Here is a 23,383-nt window from a genome sequence, read left to right as displayed (position 1 = left end):
TATCAAGCCTTCGTGATTCTGCGGAGGCTTTTCTACTGCCTGCGTAGGAGCGGTGAAGCTTTCCTTGGAAAGAACGCCGACACATAAATTTTCAGGAGGTGTATACATTGGCAAATGCAAAAGTAATTCAAGCAAAACAAGACGCGGTTGACGTCGTTACTGCAAAACTGCAAAACAGTCTTTCGACTGTTGTAGCTGACTACCGTGGATTGAACGTTTCCCAAGTGACTGAACTGCGTAAGCAACTTCGTGAAGCTGGCGTTGAGTTTCAAGTCCTGAAGAACACATTGCTACGTCGCGCAACTGCTGCGGCTGAGTTGAGTGAATTGGATGAAGTTTTGACTGGTCCAACAGCTATCGCATTCAGCACAACTGATGCAGTAGCACCAGCTAAAATTTTGAACGATTTCGCCAAGAAAAACGACGCTTTGAAATTGAAAGGCGGCGTAGTTGAAGGTCGTGTCATTGACGCGGAACAACTGAAAGCACTGGCTGAGCTTCCATCCCGCGATGGTTTGCTGTCCATGCTGCTTAGCGTACTTCAAGCTCCAATGCGCAACTTCGCGCTTGCAGTTAAAGCTGTTGCTGAAAAAGAAGAACAAAGCGCGTAAGCCTTTGACTCTTGCAGCATAATCAATACCACAAATAAATTTAAATATAAAATGGAGGTTCAATCATGAGTAAAGAAGCAATCTTGGAAGCAATTAAAGGCATGAGCGTATTGGAACTGAACGACCTGGTTAAAGCAATTGAAGAAGAATTCGGCGTAACTGCAGCAGCTCCAGTAGCAGCTGGCGGTGCGGTAGCAGCAGTAGCTGAAGAGCAATCCGAATTTGACGTAATTTTGACAGGCGCTGGCGCTTCCAAAATCAACGTTATCAAAATCGTTCGCGAAATCACTGGTCTTGGCTTGAAAGAAGCTAAAGATCTTGTAGACAACGCACCAAAAGCAATCAAAGAAAAAGTAAGCAAAGACGAAGCCGAAGCTACTAAAGCAAAATTGGAAGAAGCAGGCGCAGCTGTAGAAGTGAAGTAATTCCTTCTATTACTGAAAACCCCTTGAACTTGTTCAAGGGGTTTGTTTTATAAATAGAGTTAGTAGGGCGTTTATACCAACTGCTAACATAATAGGAAAGGGAGGAAAGAGATGTCGCAACATTATTATTCGCAGCAGCCGGAAGTACGTCATGACAGACGTAGCATTGATACCGTACTAAGAGGCAAAAGCTTTCGTTTTACGAGCGATGCTGGTGTATTCTCTAAAGGAGACATCGATTACGGTAGCCGAGTTCTTATTGAAGCTATGATAATTCCGGACGGTTCAGCGGTGCTTGATGTAGGTTGTGGTTATGGGCCGATTGGCATAAGTGCAGCATACCTAGCTCCCAAAGGACATGTGACCATGATTGATATTAACAGTCGTGCGGTAGAACTGGCGCGTGAGAATGCTCAGCACAATGGAATCCGGAATGTTACGATAATGGAAAGCGATGTGCTCGGTGCATTGAATGAGCAGCAGAAGTTCGATGTGATTCTAACTAATCCTCCGATTCGTGCAGGAAAAGCTGTAGTGCATAAGATTTTTGAAGATGCTTATGAACATTTAAATGAGGGTGGCTATCTGTGGATTGTAATTCAGAAGAAGCAGGGCGCTCCATCAGCAGTGGCAAAACTAGAAAGCTTGTTCTCAATGGTGGAAGAAGTGGGGAAAGACAAAGGCTATCGTATTATTAAAGCGCAAAAATAAAATACAATAGGTTATTGACATGTGATAGTGATAATGGTATTATTATAAAATGTCAGTATTAAGATAGGCTCCATGTCTTTAGTTTGCTGAAATGTCAAGCAATATATTGTCGCCCGGCTAGCGCATGCCGCACGGCAAGTTTTTGCGAGTTGGTTGTCTATGCTCTAACGTAGCAAATGCTGCGTGGTAATAGATAATAGCGCATAAACTATTGCTTGGTGACGTATAATATGTACGTTTTGGGCAAATCTACTTGATAAGGAGTATTTTGGTCATGGATAAATGCGCTCTTTTTTCGAAGATTTCGATAAGGGCTTTTCTTTTATTTATGACTGAATCCTTGTAGTATGGTTCCATTATACGGTTCCAAACAAGGGTTCGCAATCAATTTTTAAGTGAGTAGACATGAGGGGTGAGTAAAGTTGGCAGGACATCTTGTTCAGTATGGTCGACGCACTCGGCGGAGCTATGCGAGAATTAACGAGGTACTCGAGGTCCCGAACCTGATCGAGATCCAACAAAAATCTTATGATTGGTTTTTGGAGGAAGGATTGCGGGAAATGTTTCAGGACATCTCGCCGATCCAGGATTTCACAGGTAATTTGGTACTAGAGTTCATTGATTACAGCCTGGGTGAACCGAAATATACGGTTGACGACGCTAAAGAGCGGGACGTAACGTATGCGGCTCCTCTGCGTGTAAAGGTGCGGCTCATTAATAAAGAGACCGGTGAGGTTAAAGAGCAGGAAGTGTTCATGGGAGATTTCCCGCTGATGACGGAGACCGGCACTTTTATTATTAATGGTGCGGAACGGGTTATTGTCAGCCAGTTGGTTCGCTCTCCAAGCGTCTATTTCAGCACAAAAGTGGATAAGAACGGCAAAAAAACCTACACCGCCACAGTAATCCCGAACCGCGGAGCCTGGTTGGAACTAGAAACCGATGCTAAGGACATTATGTATGTTCGTATCGATCGGACTCGTAAAATTCCTGTTACCGTACTTTTGCGTGCTCTCGGTTTCGGTAGTGATGCCGAAATTCTGGAATTGCTTGGCAATGATGAATATATTCGCAATACGCTGGATAAAGACAACACGGACTCCACGGAGAAGGCGCTTATTGAGATTTATGAGCGTTTGCGTCCGGGCGAACCGCCGACACTAGACAATGCCAAAAGTTTGCTGGTTGCGCGTTTCTTTGATCCAAAACGCTACGACCTAGCTAATGTAGGGCGTTACAAAATCAATAAAAAGCTACACATTAAGAACCGTCTTTTCAATCAACGTCTTGCTCAGCCTTTGGTTGACGACTCTACTGGAGAAATCCTGGCAGAATCCGGCCAAATGGTCGATCGTAGACTGCTTGATGAATTGATTCCATATTTCGAAAAGAATGTTGCCTTTAAAAACTACCGTGTTACTGGCGGAGTTATGGACAGCGAAGATATTCCTCTTCAAACAATTGACGTATTCTCGCCAATTGAAGAAGGCCGGGTTATTAAGCTGATCGCTAACGGCAACATCGACAAATCTGTTAAGCATATTACTCAAGCTGATATTATATCCTCAATCAGCTACTTTATTAATTTGCTTCACGGAATTGGCAATACCGATGATATCGACCACTTGGGTAACCGTCGTCTGCGTTCTGTAGGTGAACTCTTGCAGAATCAGTTCCGTATCGGTTTGTCCCGGATGGAACGTGTTGTACGTGAAAGAATGTCGATTCAGGATGCTAATGCGATTACGCCTCAGGCTCTGATCAACATTCGTCCGGTCATCGCGTCTATTAAAGAGTTCTTCGGTAGCTCCCAGCTGTCTCAATTTATGGATCAGACGAACCCGCTTGCGGAACTTACGCATAAACGTCGTCTGTCCGCCCTCGGACCTGGTGGTTTGACACGTGAACGCGCGGGCTTTGAAGTTCGTGACGTCCATCACAGTCACTACGGTCGGATGTGTCCAATTGAAACGCCGGAAGGTCCAAACATCGGGTTGATCAACTCCTTGTCCACCTTTGCGCGCATCAATGAATACGGCTTTATTGAAGCTCCGTATCGTTGGGTGGATCCGAAGACTGGTAAGGTGACTGAGCAAATTGACTATCTGACTGCTGATGAGGAAGATAATTATGTAGTTGCTCAGGCTAACGTGTTGATCGAAGAAGATGGCACCTTTAAAGAAGATATGGTAATCGTTCGTTACAACAAAGACTCAGACAACATTACAACGATGCCAAGTAATCGTGTCGATTACATGGACGTTTCGCCTAAACAGGTTGTATCTGTCGCTACGGCGCTCATTCCGTTCCTTGAGAACGATGACTCCAACCGCGCACTGATGGGATCTAACATGCAACGTCAAGCCGTTCCGCTTCTAATTCCAAAAGCTCCGCTGGTCGGAACAGGGATGGAACATAAATCCGCTAAGGATTCTGGCGTATGTATCGTTTCCAAGTATGACGGTATTATCGAACGTTCTTCAGCTAATGAAATTTGGCTGCGTCGCGTTGAGACTGTCGAAGGCAAGGAAGTTAAAGGCGATATCGTTAAATATAAATTACACAAATTTATGCGTTCTAACCAAGGTACCTGTATTAACCAACGTCCTCTAGCTAAAAGAGGGGACATTGTTAAGAAGGGTGATATCCTGGCAGACGGTCCTTCCACAGAAATGGGCGAACTTGCTCTTGGCCGTAACGTAGTCGTTGCGTTCATGACTTGGGAAGGTTACAACTACGAGGATGCGATCCTGTTAAGTGAAAAGCTGGTTAAGGAAGATGTATATACTTCGATTCATATCGAAGAATACGAATCTGAAGCTCGCGACACTAAACTGGGGCCTGAAGAAATTACGCGCGATATTCCGAACGTCGGCGAAGAAGCTCTGCGCAATCTTGATGAGCGCGGAATCATCCGCATCGGTGCGGAAATCAGCGCTGGTGACATTCTGGTGGGTAAGGTTACTCCTAAGGGTGTAACTGAACTGACAGCAGAAGAACGTCTCCTGCACGCTATCTTTGGTGAGAAAGCTCGTGAAGTACGGGATACCTCTTTACGCGTTCCTCATGGTAGTGATGGTATTATCGTGGACGTTAAAGTCTTTACACGTGAGAACGGCGATGAGCTGCCTCCTGGTGTAAATCAATTGGTTCGTGTCTACATCGCTCAGAAACGTAAGATTTCTGAGGGTGACAAGATGGCCGGACGTCACGGTAACAAGGGTGTCGTTGCCCGTATCCTGCCAGAAGAAGATATGCCGTTCCTTCCGGACGGTACGCCAGTACAGGTTGTTCTTAACCCTCTGGGCGTTCCTTCTCGTATGAACATCGGACAGGTGCTTGAGGTCCATATTGGTATGGCCGCATTGCGTCTGGGAATTCACATTGCAACGCCGGTATTTGACGGAGCGCGTGAGTACGACGTGTTTGATACGATGGAAGAAGCAGGTATGCAGCGTAATGGTAAGACCGTACTGTATGATGGCCGTACAGGTGAACGCTTCGAACGTGAAGTTACTGTTGGTGTCATGCACATGATCAAACTGGCGCACATGGTTGATGATAAGATTCACGCCCGTTCAACAGGACCTTACTCACTAGTTACGCAACAACCATTGGGTGGTAAAGCTCAATTTGGTGGACAGCGTTTCGGGGAGATGGAAGTGTGGGCGCTTGAAGCTTACGGTGCTGCATATACATTGCAAGAAATTTTGACCGTGAAATCCGATGACGTGGTTGGTCGCGTGAAGACGTACGAATCCATTGTCAAAGGTGAAAATGTACCGGAACCAGGTGTTCCTGAGTCGTTCAAGGTATTGATCAAAGAACTGCAGTCCCTGGGTATGGATGTTAAGATTCTTAGCGGTGACGAGCAGGAAATTGAAATGAGAGAATTGGACGATGAGGACGAGACGTCAGGCGACAAACTAAGCCTCAATTTAGAAGGTTCAGAAGTCGGAGTAGAATAATCAAGCTGGAGCTTAAAAGTTCCATTTTATAAAGGACCGCACGCCCTCTTTTGATGTAACAGTCAGAAGAGGGCAAAGCGGTACTAAATCAGGATTAGGTTAAGGAGGGTTGCTCCTTGTTGGACGTTAACAATTTTGAATTTATGAAAATCGGACTCGCTTCTCCGGAGAAGATTCGTTCATGGTCCCGCGGAGAAGTTAAGAAACCGGAAACCATTAACTATCGTACATTGAAACCGGAAAAAGAGGGTCTTTTCTGTGAGCGTATCTTTGGACCACAAAAAGACTGGGAATGTCATTGCGGTAAATACAAACGTGTCCGTTATAAGGGCGTAGTCTGCGACCGTTGTGGCGTTGAGGTTACCCGTGCTAAAGTTCGTCGTGAACGTATGGGTCACATTGAATTGGCTGCTCCGGTATCTCATATCTGGTATTTCAAAGGTATCCCAAGCCGCATGGGGCTTGCACTAGATATGTCTCCAAGATCACTTGAAGAAATTATCTATTTCGCATCTTATGTTGTAACGGATCCAGGTGAAACTCCACTGGAAAAGAAACAACTTCTGTCCGAGAAAGAATATCGTAGCTACCGTGAAAAATACGGTTACGGTTTCCAAGCCGGCATGGGTGCTGAAGCTGTTAAAAAGCTTCTTCAAGATATCGACATCGATAAAGAGCTGGAATTCCTCAAAGAAGAACTGCGTACGGCCCAAGGCCAACGCCGTAACCGGGCGATCAAACGTCTGGAAGTCATTGAAGCATTCCGTAACTCCGGCAACAAGCCTGATTGGATGATCATGGATGTTCTTCCGGTTATTCCTCCGGAGCTTCGTCCGATGGTTCAATTGGATGGTGGCCGTTTTGCTACGTCCGACTTGAATGATCTCTATCGCCGTGTTATTAACCGGAACAACCGTCTGAAAAGACTGCTTGATCTCGGTGCTCCTGACATTATCGTGCAGAACGAAAAACGGATGCTCCAGGAAGCTGTCGATGCTCTCATCGATAACGGCCGTCGGGGACGTCCGGTAACCGGTCCTGGTAACCGTCCGCTTAAATCGCTCAGCCATATGCTGAAAGGTAAACAAGGACGTTTCCGCCAGAACTTGCTCGGTAAACGGGTTGACTACTCTGGACGTTCCGTTATCGTAGTAGGACCGTACCTCAAGATGTATCAATGCGGACTTCCTAAGAAAATGGCGTTAGAATTGTTCAAACCTTTTGTTATGAAAGAATTGGTTAATAAGGGCCTTGCCCACAACATAAAGAGCGCGAAACGTAAAGTTGAACGCGTAAGTCCTGAAGTTTGGGATGTACTCGAAGAAGTAATTAGAGAACACCCAGTACTTCTAAACCGCGCACCAACACTTCACCGTCTCGGTATTCAAGCATTTGAACCGATCTTGGTGGAAGGTCACGCTATTCGTCTTCACCCACTCGTATGTACGGCGTACAATGCCGACTTTGACGGTGACCAAATGGCGGTGCACGTTCCTCTGTCTGCAGAAGCTCAAGCGGAAGCACGCATTCTCATGCTTGCATCTGGTAATATCTTGAATCCTAAAGACGGTAAGCCAGTTGTAACACCTTCCCAGGATATGGTCCTTGGTACTTTCTACTTGACCATGGATAACAAGGAAGAAAAGGGTAGTGGTATGATTCTGCGTACCGTTAACGAAGCTGTATCAGCTTACCAACGCGGAACTGCAGGACTTCATGCTCGTGTTGCTATTCCGGCTAAAGCACTTGGCAAAACATGCTTTACGGAAGAACAACAAAATGCAATGTTGATTACTACGGTCGGTAAGATCATTTTTAATGAAATCTACCCAAGTAGTTTCCCTTATATCAACGAAGCAACCAAAACTAACTTGCTGCACGGCACACCTGAGAAATACTTTATCTACGAAAAAGGCGCGAACATTCGCGAGTTGATTGAATCCGCTCCAGAAGCCAGTGCTGTAGGTAAAGAATATCTGGGTCTGATTATTGCTCGTTGTTTTGAAACTTATCACACAACCAAAACTTCTATGATTTTGGATAAAATTAAACAGCTCGGATTCACTTACTCCACACGTTCTGGTGTTACAGTTGCCGTGTCGGACGTTATTGTCCCTGAGGAGAAAGTTACGATCCTGAAAGAGTCTGAAGCTAAGGTTGATGTGGTTGCTAACCAATATCGCCGTGGTTTGATCACCAATGACGAACGGTATGACCGTGTTATTGAGATCTGGTCGAAGACTAAGGATGATCTTACGAACATCCTGCTTAAGTCGATGGACCGTTTCAACTCTATCATGCTCATGGTCGACTCTAAAGCGCGTGGTAACAAATCGCAGATCACTCAGTTGGGTGGTATGCGTGGTCTGATGGCAACACCTTCAGGTCGGATTTTCGAATTGCCAATCAAGGCAAACTTCCGTGAAGGTCTTACCGTCTTGGAGTACTTTATCTCCACTCACGGAGCGCGTAAAGGTCTTGCCGATACCGCACTTCGTACCGCTGACTCAGGGTATCTGACTCGTCGTCTTGTTGACGTTGCCCAGGACGTTATTGTCCGTGAAGAAGATTGTGGAACCGATAAAGGCTTCACAGTTAGTCGTATTCAGGATGGTAAAGAGGTTATCGAAGATCTGTATGACCGTATTGAAGGTCGTTACTGCTTCGAAACTGTTCGTCACCCAGAAACAGGCGAAATCATTGTTCACCGTAATGATTTGATTGACTCCGATAAAGCGGAGGCAATTGTAAACGCAGGTGTAACTAAGCTGCAAATTCGTTCTGTACTGAGCTGCCGTGCCCGTCATGGGGTTTGTAAGAAATGTTACGGACGTAACTTGGCAACTGGTAAACACGTTGAGATTGGTGAAGCAGTTGGTATTATTGCCGCACAATCTATCGGTGAACCAGGAACCCAGCTTACAATGCGTACGTTCCATACCGGCGGTGTTGCCGGTGATGACATCACTCAAGGTTTGCCGCGTATTCAGGAGTTGTTTGAAGCTCGTAACCCTAAAGGTCAAGCTACAATCAGTGAAATCGATGGCGTAATCAAGGAAATCCGTGAAACCAAAGACCGTCGCGAAATCGAGGTTCAAGGTGAAGCTGAATCCAAGACTTATTCCATTACTTATGGTTCACGTCTACGTGTTAGTGAAGGCCAAGAAATCGAAGCCGGCGATGAGCTGACAGACGGTTCGATTGACCCTAAAGAAATGCTGCGTATCAAAGGGATCCGTGGGGTACAAAACTACATTCTGCAAGAAGTACAGCGTGTATACCGTAACCAAGGCGTTGAGATCAATGATAAGCACATTGAAGTTATGATCAAGCAAATGCTTCGGAAGATCCGTATTATTGACGCAGGTGACACAAGTCTGTTGCCAGGTGCATTTGCGGATATTCATGAGTACGAAGGTGCTAACAAGGAAGCTATCTTGTCTGGTAAAGAGCCTGCTGTTGCTAAACCAGTCTTGCTCGGTATTACCAAGGCGTCTCTTGAAACTGATTCCTTCTTGTCAGCTGCATCATTCCAAGAAACTACTCGTGTCCTAACAGACGCTGCTATCAAAGGTAAAGTAGATAAGTTGCTTGGACTTAAAGAAAATGTTATTATCGGTAAGTTGATTCCTGCAGGTACTGGGATGAACCGTTACCGTAACGTTAAGCTAAGTGATCCAAATGCAGAAAGCGAACTTGAATCATTAGAGACGGTTCCTGCTGAATAAATTAGCAATCATGGTAGTGTGCTCATGTCATACCTACTCATAGGTGTGGCATGAGTGTTCTGCTGTGTATAATTTCTATAAAAATTGTTGCTGAATTTCTTGACACCATCTATTGATAATGCTAAAATGTCTAAGGTGCGTGAGTAGCCATGTTATCCTTGTTCATTGGAGGTAAAGAGAATGACTGATGATAGAGGACTACAGGATGCTCAGGTCAAGATCGGTACCAAACAAACCGTCAAGGCGGTAGAGTTGGGCCTAGCCGCAGAAGTCTATGTGGCAGAGGACGGAGATCAAAGGCTTACTTCCAGGATAGTTTTGCTTTGTAACAAACAAGGTGTTAAGATCACATATGTGGATACGATGCTGAATTTGGGCAAGGCCTGCGGAATAGAAGTTGGCGCTGCGATGGCAGCCGTCTTAAAACAATAGCTACAGAAATGTTTTTGTACTGGGGTGAACACCAGCGGCAAGAACTTTTCATTTGTCTTTTTATGAACCGCCTGGGTCTGTGGGCTTAGAGTTCTTAAATCGACTATCATTTCAGGAAGGGGGTGGCAACAACATGCCAACAATTAACCAATTGGTTCGTAAAGGCCGTCAAGCCAAAATCGAAAAATCTAAATCTCCCGCTCTTCAAAAAGGGTATAACGCCCTCAAGCGTGAGGCTACAAATTTGAGCGCTCCGCAAAAACGCGGTGTGTGCACTCGTGTAGGCACAATGACTCCACGTAAACCAAACTCAGCGCTTCGTAAATATGCCCGTGTTCGTTTGACGAACCGTCTCGAGGTAACAGCTTATATCCCGGGTATCGGACATAACTTACAAGAGCACAGTGTTGTATTACTTCGCGGAGGTAAAGTAAAGGACCTTGCAGGGGTTCGTTACCATATCGTTCGTGGTGCTTTGGATACAGCAGGTGTAGCTAACCGGATGCAAGCTCGTTCTAAATACGGTGCAAAACGTCCTAAAGCTAAGAAGTAAGATAACAATATCTGAATAATAAACATTTAAGAAAGGGGGATATCCATGCCACGCAAAGGTCCAGTTACAAAGAGAGACGTATTGCCAGATCCGTTGTATAATAGCAAGTTGGTTACTCGTTTGATTAACCGCATTATGCTGGGTGGTAAAAGAGGTGTCGCTCAAAGCATTCTGTACAATTCATTCAAATTGATTGAAGAACGTACGGGTAAAGATCCGATGGAAGTTTTCGAAGCTGCCATCAAGAATATCATGCCGGTTTTGGAAGTCAAAGCTCGTCGTGTCGGTGGTGCTAACTATCAAGTACCTATCGAGGTTAAACCAGAGAGACGTACTGCTCTGGGATTACGTTGGCTCGTAAACTACTCTCGCAACCGCGGTGAGAAGACTATGGAAGAGCGTTTGGCGGCTGAGATCATCGACGCTTCCAACAACACAGGCGCTTCTGTTAAGAAACGTGAAGATACACACAAAATGGCTGAAGCAAACAAAGCGTTCGCTCACTACCGTTGGTAGGATTAAGGTCATTCAAATAACTTATATTTTGAAGGGAGATCCATTTCATGGCTAGAGAGTTCTCCTTAAAAAATACACGTAACATCGGGATCATGGCGCATATTGATGCTGGTAAAACAACTACCACAGAGCGGATTCTTTTCTATACAGGCCGTACGCACAAAATCGGTGAAGTTCACGAAGGTGCTGCTACAATGGACTGGATGGAGCAAGAACAAGAGCGCGGAATCACGATTACGTCCGCTGCTACGACTGCTGCGTGGAAAGGTCACCGCATCAATATCATTGATACCCCAGGACACGTTGACTTCACTGTTGAAGTTGAACGTTCCCTGCGTGTATTGGATGGGGCAGTTGGTGTATTTAGTGCAAAAGAGGGCGTTGAGCCTCAGTCTGAAACCGTATGGAGACAGGCAGACCGTTATAACGTTCCCCGGATTGCATATGTAAACAAAATGGACATTATCGGTGCGGATTTCCTTAACGTAATCGAAACTATGCGTGATCGCCTTCAAGCCAACGCAGTTGCTATTCAATTGCCAATTGGTGCAGAAAGTGATTTCACTGGTATTATCGACCTAGTTGAGCAAAAAGCACACATGTTCAGAGATGATCTGGGCCAAAACATCGAAGTAACGGATATTCCGGAAGAATATTTGGCCAAAGTTGAGGAGCTGCGTCTCGAGTTGATCGAGAAAGTTGCTGAACTTGATGAGGATCTGACTATGAAGTATTTGGAAGGCGAAGAAATTACAATTCCGGAAATTAAAGCTGCAATTCGCAAAGGCGTAGTTGAAGTTAAATTGTTCCCTGTAATTGCTGGATCTTCCTACCGAAACAAAGGGATTCAGCTTATGCTGGATGCTGTTGTTGATTACTTGCCATCTCCTCTTGACGTTCCAGCTATTACTGGACATCTTGATGACGGTACAGAAGCTGTTCGTCACTCTTCGGATGAAGAGCCGTTTGCAGCTTTGGCATTTAAAATCATGACAGACCCTTATGTTGGTAAACTTACGTTCTTCCGTGTTTACTCAGGCGTACTTGAGTCCGGATCATACGTAGTTAATGCAACTAAGAACAAGCGTGAACGTATTGGTCGTATCCTTCAAATGCATGCGAACAGCCGTCAAGAAATTTCCATCGTGTATTCTGGCGACATCGCAGCTGCTGTTGGTTTGAAAGATACCAGTACAGGTGATACACTGTGTGATGAGAAGAATCCAGTAATTCTGGAATCAATGAACTTCCCTGATCCAGTTATCGAGATCGCTGTTGAACCAAAAACTAAAGCTGACCAAGATAAAATGGGCGTTGCTCTCGGAAAGTTGACTGAAGAGGATCCAACTCTTCGTGCTCACACTGATGAAGAAACAGGCCAAACAATCCTGGCTGGTATGGGTGAACTTCACTTGGACATCATCATCGACCGTATGCGTCGTGAGTTCAAAGTAGAAACCAATGTGGGTAAACCACAGGTTGCTTACCGCGAAACGTTCAAGGCACCTGCTCGCGTCGAAGGTAAATTTGTACGCCAATCTGGTGGTCGTGGTCAATACGGTCACGTATGGGTTGAATTTGAACCCCTCGAACCAGGTACTGGTAGCAAATTCGAAAGTAAAGTTGTGGGTGGCTCGGTTCCTAGAGAGTACATCGCTCCTGCACTTGCGGGTATTGAAGAACAAATGAAAAACGGCGTACTTGCTGGCTTCCCGCTAGTAGACGTTAAAGCTACCATCGTAGATGGTTCTTATCATGATGTCGATTCCAACGAAATGGCATTTAAAATTGCCGGTTCGATGGCACTCAAAGCAGCTAAAGACAAGTGTAAGCCTGTCCTGCTTGAGCCAATCATGAAAGTAGAAGTAACTGTTCCTGAGGAATATATGGGTGATGTAATGGGTATGCTGAACTCCCGCCGTGGCCGTATCGAAGGTATGGATTCCCGTGGTGGAGCGCAAATTATCCGTGCTAAGGTGCCTCTTTCCGAAATGTTCGGATACTCTACAACACTTCGTTCTGGTACACAAGGACGTGGCGTATTCTCAATGGAGCTTTCTCACTATGAAGAAGTTCCTAAATCCATTGCGGAAGAGATCGCTGCAAAGAACAAAGGCGCTGAATAATTACCAGTTTTAACTTGCCGTCCCGGGTATAAACACTCAGTCATCTAAGATTACACGTATGCGGGCGGCTCAAATATAAGGAACCCCACATTAAGGAGGAACTGTTCAAATGGCAAAGGCAAAGTTTGAACGTAACAAACCGCACGTTAACATCGGTACTATTGGTCACGTCGACCATGGTAAAACGACTCTGACTGCTGCAATCACTACTGTATTGTCCAAAACTTACGGTGGCGCAGCTATCGCATTCGATCAAATCGACAAAGCTCCTGAAGAGCGCGAACGTGGTATCACAATCTCCACTTCCCACGTTGAATATGAAACTCCTAACCGTCACTACGCTCACGTAGACTGCCCTGGTCACGCCGACTATGTTAAAAACATGATCACTGGCGCAGCGCAAATGGACGGAGCTATCCTGGTTGTATCCGCAGCTGATGGCCCAATGCCACAAACTCGCGAGCACATCCTGTTGTCCCGTCAAGTAGGCGTTCCTTACATCGTTGTCTTCTTGAACAAATGCGACATGGTTGAAGACGAAGAGTTGTTGGAATTGGTTGAAATGGAAGTTCGCGACTTGCTTAGCGAGTATGACTTCCCAGGCGACGATACTCCAATCATCCGTGGTTCTGCTCGTGAAGCTCTGCAAAACCCAGATGGCGATTACGCTAAAAAAATCATCGAAATGTTTGAAACAATCGATGAGTACATTCCACTTCCTGAGCGTCAAACTGACAAGCCTTTCTTGATGCCTGTCGAAGACGTATTCTCCATCACTGGCCGCGGTACTGTGGCAACTGGTCGCGTAGAACGCGGAACAGTTAAAGTCGGAGAAGAAATCGAAATCGTTGGTATTCACGAAGATACTAAGAAATCCGTAGTTACGGGCGTAGAAATGTTCCGTAAATTGCTGGATTCCGCTCAAGCTGGGGACAACATCGGAGCATTGCTTCGTGGTGTTGACCGTAACATGATCGAGCGTGGCCAAGTATTGGCTAAGCCGAACTCCGTTAAACCACACACTGAGTTCACTGCTCAAATTTACGTTCTGACAAAAGAAGAAGGTGGCCGTCACAAGCCTTTCTTCACTGGATACCGTCCACAGTTCTACTTCCGTACAACTGACGTAACTGGTATCATCAACTTGCCAGAAGGTACTGAAATGGTTATGCCTGGTGATAACATCTCCGTAACCGTACAACTGATCTCCCCAATCGCTATTGAAGAAGGTACTAAATTCTCCATTCGCGAAGGTGGCCGTACAGTTGGTGCTGGTAGCGTAGCTTCTATCCAAAAATAATAATTCGACTTCTATCTGCGGGTAGATTCCGAATTACAAACACCCCTGATTCTTCTTGCGGAGAATCAGGGGCTTTTTTTTTTCTGAGAATGATTTATTATTCGACAAAGATTGATAATCAAAGCATACTATTATGATCTTTTTCTACATAATTCGTCAAATTACAACAATCGATTGTTTACAATTATACTAATCTTAGAGTAAAATGAAGGAGATATAATAATGTAAAATAATAGGAGTTGTGGGAGGGTGTTAATATGGGGAAATGTCCTTTTTCCTTCATGCATGCGTTAACTGCACGTAATAATAATGTGGATTCTCCTGCCTCTCGTTCCTTAGACTTCAAGGATCAGAATCATTCTGTTGCGGAGTCTTTTCATAAACTGGAAGGACATGGCGAACTTAACGAGCAGATGAGGATGATTGATCTGACTGAAGCAGATCTGAACTTACTACGCAGGGTGAAACCTGTTGTTGAGCAGAATATAGACTATATCATTGATCAATTTTACAATTCTGTATTAGGTGTAAATAAACTCGAAGCTATTATTTTGGAACATAGCAGTATAGATAGGTTAAAAACTACTCTGCGTGGTCATATCCTAGAGATTTTTAATGGAAAGGTTGACGATGAGTACATAGCAAAGCGTCTAATGATCGCTAATATTCATAAAAGAGTAGGACTTGAGCCTAAATGGTACTTATCTGCTTTTCAGAATCTTCAGAACGTATTTATACGCGTTATATATAATGAAACAAACGATGACAATATACGCCTTCGAGTGGTTCAGACGGTGACTAAACTGCTTAATCTCGAGCAGCAATTGGTGCTAGAAGAATATGAGAAGGAGAATATAAGAGAGAAGGAGGAGCAATATTTATTAGCGAAAAATGAATTGAAACAAAAAATTTCAGAGTTTAGCGTTGAACTGATAGATTATAGCATCGATACTAATGCTGCTGTGAAGCAGCTAGTGGCAAGCAGCAATGAAGTAAGTAGAACATTCCAACGTACGGCTTCATCCGCTCTGGAGTCACAGGGATTAGCTGCAGATGGGCATGAACACTTGGACGATTTGACTGAGCAAATTAATCTCATATATCAGACCACCAGTGAGATGGAAGACTCGATCATTGAGTTAAGCGATTCCTCTAAACAAATTCAAAAAATCGTGAACTCAGTAAGGGAAATTGCTGATCAGACTAAAATCCTCTCACTTAATGCAACGATTGAAGCCGCAAGAGCTGGTGAGCATGGTAGAGGGTTTAGTGTGGTTGCTCAAGAAGTTAGCCGGCTTGCGGAGGATACTAAGAATACTGTGATTCAGATCGTAGAGCTAACAAATAAATCAGGACTCCTCACTCAGCAGGTTGTAGAAGAGATTCGTAAGGTGCAGGACTTAACTAAGAATGGGAAACACCAATCGGTCGAGACTAGTCTTTTGTTCTCTGATATTGTAGACGCTATGCGTAGCAGTACACAGGAGATTGTAATAGTGGAAGAAGAAATAAGAACCTTAATCCAAACCATTGAGGGGATCGGAACTGCAACGGCTCAGACTGCTTCCTCCGCAGAAATTTTTAAGTCTGCGACAGAGAATCTTTAACATATATATAGTAGAAGAACAGCGCATGAAAAAAATATGCGTTGTTTTTCTATTTTTGCTTGCAATACTGCTGCCTATTATATATAATAATAAATGTTGTTCTGAGACGTTGCGATGATGTGAGAGGTTACTGACACACCCGGCCCCTTTGCCATGGGGACGAGGTCAGAAAATTTTCACGGAGTATGTCCGATACCAAATTGGGCGATAGAAGGAGGGACTAAAATGGCAAAGCAAAAAATTCGTATTCGCTTGAAAGCATACGACCACAGAATTCTTGATCAATCCGCTGAGAAGATTGTTGAAACAGCAAAACGTTCGGGTGCAGGTGTGTCCGGGCCGATTCCGTTACCAACTGAGAAGCAAATCATTACTATTCTCCGTGCGGTACACAAGTACAAGGATTCCCGTGAACAGTTTGAACAACGGACTCACAAACGTTTGATCGATATTGTGAACCCAACACCACAAACTGTGGATGCCTTGATGCGCTTGGATCTACCGTCCGGTGTAGATATCGAAATCAAATTGTAATTCTATTTTAAGTAACTTAGGAAAAGAAAAGAGGTGTCAACATTGAAAGGTATCTTAGGAAAAAAACTCGGTATGACTCAAGTGTTTACTCCAGAAGGTAACGTAATTCCTGTTACTGTTATCGAAGCAGGACCTTGTGTAGTACTGCAAAAGAAAGACCTGAATATCGACGGATATGAAGCAGTGCAATTGGGCTTTTCTGATAAAAAAGAAAAACGCTCCAATAAGCCTGAACAGGGTCACGCCAAAAAGGCAAATGCAACACCTAAGCGCTACGTTCGTGAAATTCGCGGTGTTGATCTCGGGTCTCTCGAGGTTGGACAAGAGCTGAAGGCTGATATCTTTGCTGAGGGCGAATTTGTTGACGTAACTGGTACATCTAAAGGTAAAGGTTTCCAAGGTAACATCAAACGTTGGGGACAAAGCCGCGGACCAATGGCACACGGATCGCGTTACCACAGAAGACCGGGTTCCATGGGTTCTATCCAAGCTAACCGTGTTCCTAAGGGCAAACGCCTTCCAGGACATATGGGTCACACGACTATTACGGTTCAAAAGCTTGAAATTATCAAGGTTGATGTTGAACGTAACGTATTGCTGGTTAAAGGCGCTATCCCAGGTCCTAAAAACAGCTTCGTGAAAGTTAAACAAACCGTTAAGAAATAATTATTGAAGAAAGGAGGAACATGAAATGCCAAAAGTAACACTTTTTAATATTAGTGGCAACGAAGTTGGTGAAGTGGAACTGAGCGATACAGTATTCGGTATTGAACCGAATGAGCACGTTCTACATGAAGCTGCGCTTATGCAAAGAGCTTCCCTACGTCGTGGTACACACAAAGTAAAAGGACGTTCTGAAGTTCGTGGCGGTGGACGTAAACCTTGGAAACAAAAAGGTACAGGTCGCGCTCGTCAAGGCTCCATTCGTTCTCCGCAATGGAAAGGCGGCGGCGTTGTCTTCGGACCAACACCACGTAGCTATTCCTGGAAACTACCTAAGAAGGTTCGTCGTTTGGCGATCAAATCCGCTTTGTCCTCGAAAGTACTCGAGAATGACATTATCGTATTGGATAGCTTGACAATGAATGCTCCGAAAACGAAAGAATTCGCAGCAATCTTGAACAATCTGAAAGTAGATCGTAAAGCGTTGATCGTAGCTACTAGCTATGATGATAACGTAGCACTTTCCGCTCGTAACATCCCTGGGGTGAAATTCGTAGCGGCTGACGGCATTAATGTTCTTGACGTACTGACGTACGACAAACTGATCATCACTAAAGAAGCAGTTCTGAAGGTAGAGGAGGTGTTCGCGTAATGAAAGATCCTCGTGATATTATCAAACGTCCGGTGATTACGGAACGTACTTCCGACTACATGAGCGAAATGAAATACGCTTTTGAAGTGGATATCCGTGCTAACAAAACCGAAATCAAAAAAGCTGTCGAGGCTATTTTCAAAGTAAAAGTAACAAATGTGAACACAATGCGCGTACCTGGCAAACTGAAACGTTATGGTAAATATTCTGGTTACACTCCAGAGTGGAAAAAAGCCATCGTTAAGCTTAGCCCGGACAGCAAACCGCTTGAATTTTTTGAAGCGGTAGAATAATACTCTGTTGAAGTAAGGAGGGAACTACAGTGCCAATCAAAAAGTACAAACCGACCTCTCCGGCAAGACGCGCTATGTCCGTGTCTACGTTTGAAGAAATTACAACAAACCAGCCAGAGAAATCGTTGCTTTCTCCGCTGTTCAAACATGCGGGACGCAACAACCAAGGTAAAATTACGGTTCGTCACCATGGCGGCGGACATAAACGTAAATACCGTATTATCGACTTCAAGCGGACTAAAGACGGCATACCAGGTAGCGTTGCTACAATCGAGTATGACCCGAACCGCACATCTAATATTGCTTTGATCCACTATGCTGATGGAGAGAAACGTTATATCATCGCTCCTAAAGGTCTAAGAGTTGGGGATAAAGTAGAGTCCGGTCCTGCGGCCGACATCAAAATTGGTAACAGTCTTCCACTGGAGAACATTCCAGTAGGTACAGTTATCCACAACATTGAGTTGAAACCAGGTAAAGGCGGACAATTGGTTCGTGCAGCTGGTACAGAAGCTCAATTGCTTGGTAAAGAAGAAAAATACTGTTCCGTTCGTTTGTCATCCGGTGAGGTTCGTAAGATCCTTAGCGTATGCCGTGCAACTATCGGTTCCGTAGGTAACGAAGATCACGAATTGATCAAAATCGGTAAAGCTGGACGTAGTCGCTGGCTCGGCCGTCGTCCTGAAGTTCGCGGGGTAGTAATGAACCCTAACGATCACCCACACGGTGGTGGTGAAGGTCGCGCTCCAATCGGACGTAAATCGCCAATGTCTCCATGGGGCAAACCAACCCTTGGTTACAAAACGCGTAAGAAAAACAAGGCATCTGATAAATATATCGTTCGCCGCCGCACTAAATAAGACGCTTCTGGCAAGTTAATAAAGCGCGAAGCGTCGATTCGCGGTTTGAAGAACCGGATGAAGGGAGGATTCACACATGGGTCGCAGTTTAAAGAAGGGGCCGTTTATCGATGGCTACCTGCTTAAAAAAGTTGAGGAACTGAACGAGGCTGAGAAAAAGGTTGTAGTTAAAACTTGGTCCCGTCGCTCAACCATTTTCCCTCAGTTTATCGGACATACGTTTGGTGTATATGACGGCCGTAAACACGTGCCTGTATACGTAACAGAAGATATGGTAGGTCACAAGTTGGGCGAGTTCGCGCCAACACGTACTTACAAAGGCCACGCGGGTGACGATAAGAAAACAAGAAGATAATAATAAGGTCTCTGTTTGAAAGGAGGTTAAACAATGGAAGCAAAAGCACATGCAAGATCGGTGCGAATTTCCGCTCGTAAAGCGAAACTGGTTGTTGACTTGATTCGCGGTAAGCAAGTGGGGGAAGCAATTGCTATTCTTCGCCACACTCCGAAATCCGCTTCTCCGGTCGTTGAAAAGTTGCTTAATTCGGCAATTGCGAATGCTGAGCATAACTATTCTTTGGACGTGAACAGTTTGTTCGTTAGCGAGGTTTTCGTTAACCAAGGACCTACTATGAAACGTTTCCGTCCGCGCGCCATGGGCCGCGCAAGTCGGATCAATAAACGCACGAGCCACATTACACTGGTGGTATCTGAGAAATAAGGAGGGATAACACGTGGGTCAAAAGGTAAATCCAATCGGACTCCGAATCGGTATTATTCGCGATTGGGAATCTAAATGGTATGCAGGAAAAGATTTCGGTACTCTTCTGATGGAAGACGTCAAAATCCGGGAATACCTTAAAGGCAAATTGAAGGATTCCGCTGTTTCCCATATCGAGATCGAAAGAGCGGCTAGCCGCGTGAACGTTACAATTCATACAGCTAAACCAGGTATGGTTATTGGTAAAGGCGGAGCAGAAGTAGAAGTACTTCGCAGCGCAGTTACAGCAATCGCTGGTGGAAAAAAAGTACACATCAACATCAATGAAATCAAGCACCCTGAATTGGATGCAATTCTTGTAGCTGAGAGCATTGCTCAACAATTGGAACGTCGTGTATCGTTCCGTCGTGCCCTCAAACAAGCGATTCAAAGAACTATGCGTTCTGGCGCAAAAGGGATTAAAACTCAAGTGGGCGGACGTCTTGGCGGAGCTGAGATTGCTCGTTCAGAAGGTTATAGCGAAGGAACAGTTCCACTTCATACGCTTCGTGCCGATATCGATTACGGAACGGCTGAAGCACATACAACTTACGGTCTTATCGGCGTAAAAGTATGGATCTACCGTGGAGAAGTTCTTCCCCCAGCTAAGAAACAAGCTGCTCAGGAAGGAGGCAACTAATCATGTTGGTACCAAAACGCGTAAAACACCGCAAGCAACAACGCGGACACATGAAGGGTATGGCAAAAGGCGGTACTGAATTGAACTTCGGCGAATTCGGCCTGGTTGCACTTGAACCGTCTTGGATCACTAACCGTCAGATCGAAGCTGCTCGTATCGCGATGACACGTTATATCAAACGTGGCGGTCAAGTTTGGATCAAGATTTTCCCAGATAAACCTATTACTCAAAAGCCTCTCGAGGTTCGTATGGGTAGTGGTAAAGGTAATGTTGAGAAATGGGTAGCCGTAGTTAAACCGGGCAAGATTATGTTCGAACTCGGAGGCGTGTCGGAAGAAATCGCTCGTGAAGCGATGCGTCTTGCCGCTCACAAGCTGCCTGTAAAGACTAAGTTTGTGAAACGTGAAGAATTGGGTGGTGAAGCAAATGAAAGCTAATGAACTTCGCAACTTAACCACTGCTGAGATTGAACAAAAGATCGCTGGATTCAAAGAGGAACTTTTTAATCTCCGTTTTCAATTGGCAACTGGCCAATTGGACAACCCAACTCGGATTCGTGACGTGCGTAAGGAAATAGCTCGTGCTAAAACCGTGATCCATCAAAGAGTGCTTGGGATTAGTTAAGTGAGACGGATCGCAGATCCGTATTCAGGAAGGAGGCTAACTAATGAGTGAAGAACGTAATGCACGTAAAGTGCTAATCGGTAAAGTGGTCAGTGATAAAATGGATAAAACCATCGTAGTTGCTGTTGAAACCTATAAGAAACACAATTTGTACCACAAACGCATCAAGTCTACGAAGAAATTCAAAGCACATGATGAGGGAAATGTTGCAAAGATTGGCGATACCGTAAAACTCATGGAAACTCGTCCGTTGTCTAAGGACAAACGTTGGAGACTAGTTGAAGTGGTAGAAGCAGCGGTTATCATCTAAGATAATCAAGAGAGTTTTTCCGGAAGGAGGAAATTATAATGATTCAACCATTTACACGTTTGCATGTGGCTGACAACTCTGGTGCGAAGGAACTGATGTGTATCCGCGTACTGGGTGGTACTGGACGCCGTACAGCAGCAATCGGTGATTTGATCGTTTGTTCCGTTAAACAAGCAACACCAGGCGGCGTTGTCAAAAAAGGTGATGTTGTTAGAGCGGTAGTTGTTCGTACGAAACGTTCCGTTCGTCGTAAAGATGGATCTTACATCGCATTCGACGAAAACGCAGCTGTTGTTGTTAAAGACGACAGAAGCCCTCGTGGAACACGTATCTTTGGACCAGTTGCTCGCGAACTTCGCGATAAAGACTACATGAAGATCGTTTCCTTGGCACCGGAAGTTATCTAATAAACACGGCACCAATAAGTTGAAGGTTAGTTATAGGAGGTGTAATAAATGCCTAGAGTGAAAAAAGTTCTGGAATCCCATAACAATAAACTGCACGTGAAGAAAGATGACGTGGTGCTTGTGATCAGTGGTAAAGACAAAGGCAAAAAAGGCCGTGTCATCGCTGCTTATCCTCGTGAAAACCGCGTTCTGGTAGAAGGCGTCAATATGGTGAAAAAACACCAAAAGCCGAACCAGCTGAATCCACAGGGTGGAATTATTGAGCAGGAAGCTTCGATTCATGTGTCCAACGTAATGCACATCGATCCGAAGACCGGCAAAGTAACCCGTATCGGTTACAAAGTTTTGGACAATGGTAAAAAAGTTCGGATTGCTAAAAGATCCGGAGAGATTATCGACTAATCTAGCCCTTAAGAAAGGAGGTTAAATCTTCATGGCAGCAAGAATGAAAGAACGTTTTCTTAACGAAATTACACCTGCTTTGATGCAGAAGTTTAACTATACAACTGTTATGCAAGTGCCTAAGATCGAGAAGGTTGTCATCAACATGGGTGTGGGTGACGCTGTTCAAAACTCCAAAGTACTTGATGCTGCAGTTAATGACATGCAGTTGATCGCTGGTCAAAAACCAGTAATCACTAAAGCTAAAAAATCCATCGCTGGTTTCAAACTACGCGAAAATATGCCGATTGGGGTTAAAGTAACACTGCGCGGAGAGCGTATGTATTACTTCTTGGACAAATTGTTCAACGTAACACTTCCACGTGTACGTGACTTCCGTGGTGTTTCCACTAAAGCCTTTGACGGCCGTGGTAACTACACACTTGGTCTTAAAGAACAATTGATCTTCCCCGAGATCGAATATGACAAAGTGGATAAAGTCCGCGGTATGGACATCGTTATTGTAACGACTGCTAAGACGGACGAGGAATCCCGCGAGCTGCTGGGTCAGCTGGGAATGCCTTTCGCAAAATAAAGTCGGTTAATCCATTTTCTCCGAAAATGTTTAGGAGGTGTCAGGCTAAGTGGCAAAAACTTCGATGAAAGTTAAACAACAACGTACGCCTAAGTTTAAAGTACGTGCATATACACGTTGCGAACGTTGTGGTCGTCCACATTCGGTACTGCAAAAGTTCAAAATTTGCAGAATTTGTTTCCGTGAATTAGCTTATAAAGGCCAGATCCCTGGCGTGAAAAAAGCAAGTTGGTAAGAAGTTTATAAACGGGAAGGAGGTTTACACACATGACTATGTCTGATCCTATTGCAGATATGCTTACTCGTATTCGTAACGCTAACATTGTGCGTCACGAGACGGTAGAAATGCCTGCTTCTACTATGAAGAAACAAATCGCTGACATTTTGAAGCGTGAAGGTTTCATCCGCGATGCGGAATTCGTTGAAGATAGCAAACAAGGGATTATCCGTATCTTCTTGAAATACGGCCCTAACCAAGAGCGTGTTATTTCTGGTTTGAAAAGAATCAGTAAACCAGGCCTTCGCGTATACACGAAGAGCAATGAAGTGCCTCGTGTACTCGGTGGTCTAGGAATCGCGATTATCTCCACATCTAAGGGAGTTATGACCGACAAAGAAGCTCGTCAATCAAAATCTGGCGGAGAAGTTGTCTGCTACATTTGGTAATAAACGTCACAAGATAAGGAG

27 protein-coding genes and 1 other annotated feature (1 of these 28 running past the window's edge) are annotated in these 23,383 nt (G+C 44.7%); all 27 genes read left to right on the top strand.

Annotated features, from left to right (window positions below; translation table 11 throughout):
• Positions 1-43 (top strand) — a sequence feature (ribosomal protein L10 leader region); it begins 110 nt to the left of the window's first position.
• 64 nt (positions 44-107) lie between these two features.
• The gene (gene rplJ / locus MKX34_RS29510) at positions 108-611 is read left to right on the top strand and encodes a 50S ribosomal protein L10 (protein WP_076099619.1); all 504 of its coding nucleotides are present in this window, start codon (positions 108-110) and stop codon (positions 609-611) included.
• Between the two features lie 65 nt (positions 612-676).
• Positions 677-1,036, top strand: coding sequence for a 50S ribosomal protein L7/L12 (gene rplL, locus MKX34_RS29505; protein WP_036680508.1), 360 nt, complete (start codon positions 677-679; stop codon positions 1,034-1,036).
• A 111-nt stretch (positions 1,037-1,147) separates the two neighbouring features.
• A complete protein-coding gene (locus MKX34_RS29500; RefSeq protein WP_038573463.1) occupies positions 1,148-1,747 on the top strand; it encodes a class I SAM-dependent methyltransferase in 600 nt (199 codons plus the stop codon).
• Between the two features lie 422 nt (positions 1,748-2,169).
• A complete protein-coding gene (gene rpoB / locus MKX34_RS29495) occupies positions 2,170-5,715 on the top strand; it encodes a DNA-directed RNA polymerase subunit beta (protein ID WP_038573461.1) in 3,546 nt (1,181 codons plus the stop codon).
• A gap of 116 nt (positions 5,716-5,831) precedes the next feature.
• Complete coding sequence (rpoC, locus tag MKX34_RS29490) at positions 5,832-9,443, top strand: DNA-directed RNA polymerase subunit beta' (RefSeq protein ID WP_076130019.1); 3,612 nt, start codon at positions 5,832-5,834, stop codon at positions 9,441-9,443.
• Between the two features lie 180 nt (positions 9,444-9,623).
• On the top strand, positions 9,624-9,875 hold the full coding sequence (locus MKX34_RS29485) for a ribosomal L7Ae/L30e/S12e/Gadd45 family protein (protein WP_038573459.1): 252 nt from the start codon (positions 9,624-9,626) through the stop codon (positions 9,873-9,875).
• Positions 9,876-10,008: 133 nt separating this feature from the next.
• Positions 10,009-10,428, top strand: a complete 420-nt coding sequence (rpsL, locus tag MKX34_RS29480; protein WP_036680518.1) for a 30S ribosomal protein S12 — start codon at positions 10,009-10,011, stop codon at positions 10,426-10,428.
• Between the two features lie 45 nt (positions 10,429-10,473).
• A complete protein-coding gene (gene rpsG / locus MKX34_RS29475; RefSeq protein ID WP_036680520.1) occupies positions 10,474-10,944 on the top strand; it encodes a 30S ribosomal protein S7 in 471 nt (156 codons plus the stop codon).
• 47 nt (positions 10,945-10,991) lie between these two features.
• Entirely contained in the window at positions 10,992-13,070 is a 2,079-nt protein-coding gene (gene fusA, locus MKX34_RS29470; protein WP_036680521.1) for an elongation factor G, read from the top strand.
• Positions 13,071-13,179: 109 nt separating this feature from the next.
• On the top strand, positions 13,180-14,370 hold the full coding sequence (gene tuf, locus MKX34_RS29465) for an elongation factor Tu (protein WP_036680523.1): 1,191 nt from the start codon (positions 13,180-13,182) through the stop codon (positions 14,368-14,370).
• A 257-nt stretch (positions 14,371-14,627) separates the two neighbouring features.
• Positions 14,628-15,977: a globin-coupled sensor protein gene (locus tag MKX34_RS29460; RefSeq protein WP_076296937.1), complete on the top strand. Its 1,350-nt coding sequence runs from the start codon at positions 14,628-14,630 to the stop codon at positions 15,975-15,977.
• A 225-nt stretch (positions 15,978-16,202) separates the two neighbouring features.
• Positions 16,203-16,511: a 30S ribosomal protein S10 gene (gene rpsJ / locus MKX34_RS29455; RefSeq protein WP_017692074.1), complete on the top strand. Its 309-nt coding sequence runs from the start codon at positions 16,203-16,205 to the stop codon at positions 16,509-16,511.
• 42 nt (positions 16,512-16,553) lie between these two features.
• Positions 16,554-17,177, top strand: coding sequence for a 50S ribosomal protein L3 (gene rplC / locus MKX34_RS29450; RefSeq protein WP_036680532.1), 624 nt, complete (start codon positions 16,554-16,556; stop codon positions 17,175-17,177).
• A gap of 25 nt (positions 17,178-17,202) precedes the next feature.
• On the top strand, positions 17,203-17,826 hold the full coding sequence (rplD, locus tag MKX34_RS29445) for a 50S ribosomal protein L4 (RefSeq protein ID WP_036680536.1): 624 nt from the start codon (positions 17,203-17,205) through the stop codon (positions 17,824-17,826).
• Positions 17,826-18,119, top strand: coding sequence for a 50S ribosomal protein L23 (rplW, locus tag MKX34_RS29440; protein ID WP_036680537.1), 294 nt, complete (start codon positions 17,826-17,828; stop codon positions 18,117-18,119). The genes rplD and rplW overlap by 1 nt, the downstream gene beginning before the upstream one ends.
• 29 nt (positions 18,120-18,148) lie before the next feature.
• Positions 18,149-18,979, top strand: coding sequence for a 50S ribosomal protein L2 (gene rplB, locus MKX34_RS29435; RefSeq protein WP_036680541.1), 831 nt, complete (start codon positions 18,149-18,151; stop codon positions 18,977-18,979).
• 76 nt (positions 18,980-19,055) lie between these two features.
• Positions 19,056-19,334 (top strand): 30S ribosomal protein S19, encoded by a 279-nt coding sequence (rpsS, locus tag MKX34_RS29430; RefSeq protein WP_036652940.1) that lies wholly within the window; start codon positions 19,056-19,058, stop codon positions 19,332-19,334.
• 33 nt (positions 19,335-19,367) lie between these two features.
• A complete protein-coding gene (gene rplV / locus MKX34_RS29425) occupies positions 19,368-19,700 on the top strand; it encodes a 50S ribosomal protein L22 (RefSeq protein WP_036680546.1) in 333 nt (110 codons plus the stop codon).
• Positions 19,701-19,713: 13 nt separating this feature from the next.
• The gene (gene rpsC / locus MKX34_RS29420; RefSeq protein ID WP_038573452.1) at positions 19,714-20,379 is read left to right on the top strand and encodes a 30S ribosomal protein S3; all 666 of its coding nucleotides are present in this window, start codon (positions 19,714-19,716) and stop codon (positions 20,377-20,379) included.
• A 2-nt stretch (positions 20,380-20,381) separates the two neighbouring features.
• The gene (gene rplP, locus MKX34_RS29415; RefSeq protein WP_036680552.1) at positions 20,382-20,816 is read left to right on the top strand and encodes a 50S ribosomal protein L16; all 435 of its coding nucleotides are present in this window, start codon (positions 20,382-20,384) and stop codon (positions 20,814-20,816) included.
• Positions 20,806-21,003: a 50S ribosomal protein L29 gene (gene rpmC / locus MKX34_RS29410; protein WP_019908232.1), complete on the top strand. Its 198-nt coding sequence runs from the start codon at positions 20,806-20,808 to the stop codon at positions 21,001-21,003. Before rplP ends, rpmC begins: the two co-directional genes overlap by 11 nt.
• A 43-nt stretch (positions 21,004-21,046) precedes the next feature.
• Positions 21,047-21,313 (top strand): 30S ribosomal protein S17, encoded by a 267-nt coding sequence (gene rpsQ / locus MKX34_RS29405; protein ID WP_036680554.1) that lies wholly within the window; start codon positions 21,047-21,049, stop codon positions 21,311-21,313.
• Positions 21,314-21,351: 38 nt separating this feature from the next.
• A complete protein-coding gene (gene rplN / locus MKX34_RS29400) occupies positions 21,352-21,720 on the top strand; it encodes a 50S ribosomal protein L14 (protein ID WP_036680556.1) in 369 nt (122 codons plus the stop codon).
• Positions 21,721-21,768: 48 nt separating this feature from the next.
• Positions 21,769-22,122 (top strand): 50S ribosomal protein L24, encoded by a 354-nt coding sequence (gene rplX / locus MKX34_RS29395; protein ID WP_076099615.1) that lies wholly within the window; start codon positions 21,769-21,771, stop codon positions 22,120-22,122.
• 31 nt (positions 22,123-22,153) lie between these two features.
• Positions 22,154-22,696: a 50S ribosomal protein L5 gene (rplE, locus tag MKX34_RS29390; RefSeq protein ID WP_036680558.1), complete on the top strand. Its 543-nt coding sequence runs from the start codon at positions 22,154-22,156 to the stop codon at positions 22,694-22,696.
• 49 nt (positions 22,697-22,745) lie between these two features.
• Entirely contained in the window at positions 22,746-22,931 is a 186-nt protein-coding gene (locus MKX34_RS29385; protein WP_013312154.1) for a type Z 30S ribosomal protein S14, read from the top strand.
• Between the two features lie 32 nt (positions 22,932-22,963).
• Entirely contained in the window at positions 22,964-23,362 is a 399-nt protein-coding gene (gene rpsH, locus MKX34_RS29380) for a 30S ribosomal protein S8 (protein ID WP_036680560.1), read from the top strand.
• Positions 23,363-23,383: the final 21 nt, after the last annotated feature.

The sequence above is a fragment of the Paenibacillus sp. FSL R5-0636 genome, assembly GCF_037974255.1.
Taxonomy (GTDB): Bacteria; Bacillota; Bacilli; order Paenibacillales; family Paenibacillaceae; genus Paenibacillus_AQ; species Paenibacillus_AQ odorifer.
This window is presented reverse-complemented; position numbering and strand designations above follow the sequence as displayed.